This is a genomic window from Bifidobacterium sp. (assembly GCF_051876855.1).
Classification (GTDB): Bacteria; Actinomycetota; Actinomycetes; order Actinomycetales; family Bifidobacteriaceae; genus Bifidobacterium.
On the sequence record NZ_JBJEIH010000025.1, the window covers coordinates 1 to 4,839 of the forward strand.

Here is a 4,839-nt window from a genome sequence, read left to right on the forward strand (position 1 = left end):
GCTCTTGCCACATCGGTGATGGTCACCTTCGACTTTCCACTGCCCATGGCTTTCACCCTTCAGTTCATATGTATTTGTACATGTTAACCCCTTCATCTTATAGCAGCGCAACCCCAAGGTTCCCCAGCGCTCATGCCTTGAAAGACAACGATGATATCGTTACCATTCGCCGCAGGTGATGCCGCATCCGCCGTGTACGCAGCTCGCCCCAAGTATGCGGCACATTGCGCCGAACTGCCGTTCATCATCATCCAGCTCCCGCAATGGATCGACCGCGCGACCGCCGAAGCGCACGCCGACCCGCTTGACTGGCCAGTCATCCGCGACGCGCAATGGGCCGCAAGCCGCGAGATTCCAAGCGTCGCCACCGTATGCACTATTGACTGCGGCGAGTTCGACAACATCCACCCCTACGACAAGCGCACGGTCGGCGAACGCACGGCCGCCATGGCGTTGGGCACGATGTACAGATGCCGCGAAATCGCCGTTTGTGGGCCGGAACCCTTGGCAATACGGGCGGTCGACGGCTCTGCTGATTACTCTGCCGACGGTTGTGCCGGTGGTTGTGCCGGTGGCGGCGACGGCTCAGATGGCAGCTCCGATGACTCCGAGCGCGGCGGAGCTGTGCTGGTGCGGTACCGTCATGCTGCGGGACTCCGATTCGACGGGACCGTGCCCGGCACGACGAACGCCGACGGACTGGATGCGGTGTCTCGTTCGGCTGAGCAATCCGGATTTGAGCTCGCCGGCGCCGACGGCGTCTTCCATGATGCTGCCGCGCGAATCTGCCTGATTGTGCAGTACACGGCGGGAAGACCGGTCTCTTCAGCGAGCCGGGTACAGCGGGTAGCGCGGCGAGCGGCACGACGGGCGACACGGCCGGCGAAGGCGACGGCGTAATCCGCGTCTTCAGCCCAGATGTGCCGCAACCCGTCGCAATCCGGTACGCGTGGAAAAGCTGGGGGCCTGCGCCCGTGCGCAATGCCGACGCTGAGGTGTCTGTCAGCGCCGGTAGAAGGTTGAAGTGCGCACGCGTACATGCGTGTAGCCCCGCCTCGTCCATCACAAACTGGCTACGCTAGGACCTTTGGTTTGCGTCACCAGTTTGGGAGAGTACACGAACTGGCTACGCTGGTGGCCTCCCCAGCGTCACCAGTTTGGGAGGAGATACAAAAAGACCGCCGGCCGGACGAACCGGACGACGGCCTCATCGATGATACAAACGCTATGCGGAACCTCGGCTAGCCGGCCACTGGCTCAGCCGCCGAAGCGCCGCCCGCAATCACTGCACCTGGGTACGAGCGATCTTGCCGTTGAAGGACTCAGCCACATCAGCGTCAGCGTCCTTCACGTTGTTCCAGGAGAACATAGCGCGAAGCTTCGGGCCAACGGTCTCGAGGTGCGGGTGAGAGTACTCTTCCTGCAGCTTCTTGAACTTCGGAGCGCCAGCAGCCTGGTCATCCATGAACTCCTTAGCGAAGGAGCCGTCCTGAATGCGCTTGAGCTGATACTCCATGCGCTTCTTGGTCTCCTCGTTGATCACGGTGGAGGTGTAGTCGCCGTACTGAGCGGTGTCAGAGCAGGACCAACGAGCCTTGTTCAGGCCACCCTCGTTAGCCAGGTCGACGAGCATCTTCAGCTCGTGGAACACCTCGAAGTACGCGATCTCCGGCTGATAGCCAGCCTCGGTCAGCACGTCGAAGCCCATGTCGCACAGGTGGTTGATGCCGCCCATGAGGACATCCTGCTCGCCGAACAGATCGGTCTCGGTCTCTTCCTTGAAGGTGGTCTTGATGGCGCCAGCGCGCAGAGCGCCGAGAGCCTTCGCGTAAGCCAGGGTGATATCCCAGCCGTCGCCGCGAGGATCCTGCTCGACAGCCACAACCACCGGGACGCCACGGCCGTTGGTGTACTCACGACGGACGATGTGGCCCGGGCCCTTCGGGGCGACCATGAACACCGGGTGATCCTCGGTCGGCTTGATGTAGCCGTAGTGGATGTTGAAGCCGTGAGCGAAGGCCAGAGCAGCGCCCGGCTTCAGGTTCGGCTCAACCTGCTCCTTGTAGACCTGAGCCTGGTACTGATCAGGCAGCAGGATCATGACGATGTCAGCCTCAGCGACCGCGTCCGCGACGGACTTCACTTCGAGGCCCTGCTCCTTGGCATAATCCACGGACTTGGAAGTCGGGCGCAGGCCGACGACGACGTCAACGCCGGAATCGCGCAGGTTCAGCGCATGGGCGTGGCCCTGGGAGCCGTAACCAAGAATGGCGACCTTCTTGCCATTGAGCACGGAGAGATCCGCATCCTTCTCATACCAGATAGTTGCTGCCATATGTAGCACTCCTTGTTTTGGGAAAATCCCTTGCCGGCTTGATACCGGCACTTTGCTTGTAACTTCTGCAAAAAGGATTTTGTCCTTGATTGATGCCCATCATACTAGAACCGGCGTCCTGTATCGAACGCGTTCCACTAGTTGAACATCTCGGCAAAACTTTTTTCGCAAGCCATCAAGCACATGGGTAGTTGGTCTCCGGACCGTAGTGCGGAACCGGGACGCGGCGGGCGGAAAACCAACCGCCACGCCTCGGAATCGCACCAAAATCCAAAGTGGAATCGATATTCAGTTATGTCGTTATGTCGTAAATGTCGTTATGTACTTACGTATTCAGTTATGTATGGTCAGATATCCATATTCAGATATCCCAGGTATTGACCGCGGACGCACGCCGAAGCTGCGACCCGCGACGCGTCAATGACGAGGAGCCGGCGATCCGCTGACCGCCTGCCGAAAGCCGCAACCGCGACCACCGGCTCCACACGCCGACATCACTTGGTGAAATCGGTGTCCTTCGTCTCACGGCAGCTGAGCACCGCGACCAGGCAGCACACGGCCATCACGCCAAGATACAGGCCGACCGAACGCACGCCCCAATGATGGGACAGCCAGGTGGCGATCGTCGGAACGAACGCGGCACCCACAATCGCGGCGAGATTGTAGCCGATGCCGGAACCCGAATAGCGCACGTTCGCATCGAACAGCTCAGGCAAGAACGCGCCGATCGGGCCGAACGCGATGCCCATCAGAGCAAAGCCGACGCACAGGAACAGCTCGACCTGGAAGAAGTTGCGGTGACCCATAAGCAGGTACGGGAACACCAGAGCGAACACCACCAGTGCGACCGAGGAGAACACGAGCACGCGACGGCGGCCGATGCGATCGGCATACACGCAGGACAGCACGATGAACAGTGCGAACACGCAGATGGCAATCATGAGCATGAGCAGATACTCACGGTTCGTGAAGCCGAGGCCGCCGCCACCCTGTGCGGTGGTCTTCGTGCCCCAAGCGAGCGACCAAGTGGCGAGCGTGTAGAACAGCGTGTAGGTCACAGCGACGATAAACGTAGCCTGGATCACCTGGCGCCAGCTCTTGCGGAACACCTCAGTAAGCGGGGACTTGACGACCTTGTGCTGCTGCTGAGCGAGGCGGAAGACCGGGGTCTCCTCCATCTGCACGCGCACGACAAGGCCGACGATCACCAGCACGCTCGACAGCAGGAACGGCACACGCCAGCCCCAGGCGAGCATCGCGGCGTTGTTATTGAAGCTTTCCAACAGGAAGTACGTGCCGTTCGACAGGAAGAAGCCGATCGGAGCGCCCAACTCCGGGAAGGAGCCGTACAGTGCGCGCTTGCCTTCAGGCGCGTTCTCGGTCGCCACCAACGCGGCGCCGGACCATTCGCCGCCCAGACCGATGCCCTGGACGAAGCGGCACAAGCACAGCAGCGCGACCGCGGCGATGCCCCACATGTCGTAGGTCGGCAGGCAGCCGATCAGGAAGGTTGCGATACCCATCGTCAACAGGGAAACGACCAGTGTGGTCTTGCGGCCCATGCGATCACCGAAATGGCCGAAAATCAGGGAGCCGACCGGGCGGGCGATGAACGCAATGGAGAAGGTGAGCAGCGACATCAGCAGCGCGACCGTCGGATTGGTCGTGTCGCTGAAGAACACCTTCGGGAAATAGTTCGCAGCGGCGGTGCCGTATGCGTAGAAGTCATAGAACTCGATGGCTGTGCCGACCATGGAAGCTGCAATGACGGTGCGAACCGAATCGCGCGTCATCTGTTCCACTTTGCCGGCGGCCTGTTGAAGGCCAGTCGTCTGTTCGACTGCTGTCATGATTGCTCCTGGATTGCTCCTGGACGTGCCGGCGTTGCTCACGCGCGACACGGTTCCTTCTGTTTTGTTTTGAGCTGGATGCTGGTTGCGAATCTGTGGCGATCCTTGTGGGATTTGCAGTGCAACAAAAAAGCCCCGCGATGTATGCAGGGCGAATGATCTGTCCGGCCCCGCATTCGTCAGCGGGGCTCAGCATGTACCGAAATCAGTCCGCCAACGAAGACGGGCTAATAATTCGTGCGGAAACTCGCAGCAACAGCAGACCGTTCATCGTGGCGTCCTCCTTTCGGTTCTCTTTGGGATGTCTTCCCAACTGGTTCGTAACCATAGGCGGGTGGTCGCGGATCCGGGAAGCGGCGTCCACTATGTGGACATGGTGGGATGCCTGTAATTTCAACGGGTAGAACGTTTGACTTCGATGCGGTGGGGGTTGGTGGTGGGGTGAGTGGGGTTGGTTGTGGGGTGAGGTCGGATACAGTCGGATGCGGATGCGATGCAGCCGAAGGCGGTGGAAACGGTCGGGCACGGGAGATTGCGACGAATTGATTGGCACGCGCATAATCTCCCGGGAGAACAGTGGGATTGGGACGGGTTGCACCAGAACTCCCAACGGAATCGTTGGAATCATGCGGTTCACAAAATCAGGGCGCCGGG

3 protein-coding genes are annotated in these 4,839 nt (G+C 60.3%); 1 reads left to right on the forward strand and 2 read right to left on the reverse strand.

Annotated features, from left to right (window positions below; translation table 11 throughout):
* Positions 1-150 precede the first annotated feature (150 nt).
* Positions 151-900, forward strand: coding sequence for a hypothetical protein (locus tag ACI38B_RS02115; protein ID WP_439729326.1), 750 nt, complete (start codon positions 151-153; stop codon positions 898-900).
* Between the two features lie 382 nt (positions 901-1,282).
* Here ACI38B_RS02115 and ilvC read toward each other — a convergent pair whose 3' ends face one another.
* On the reverse strand, positions 1,283-2,335 hold the full coding sequence (gene ilvC / locus ACI38B_RS02120; RefSeq protein WP_439729327.1) for a ketol-acid reductoisomerase: 1,053 nt from the start codon (positions 2,333-2,335) through the stop codon (positions 1,283-1,285).
* Positions 2,336-2,829: 494 nt separating this feature from the next.
* Positions 2,830-4,185 carry an MFS transporter gene (locus tag ACI38B_RS02125; RefSeq protein WP_439729328.1) on the reverse strand — a complete coding sequence of 452 codons (1,356 nt, stop codon included), beginning with the start codon at positions 4,183-4,185 and terminating at the stop codon, positions 2,830-2,832.
* Between the last annotated feature and the right edge of the window lie 654 nt (positions 4,186-4,839).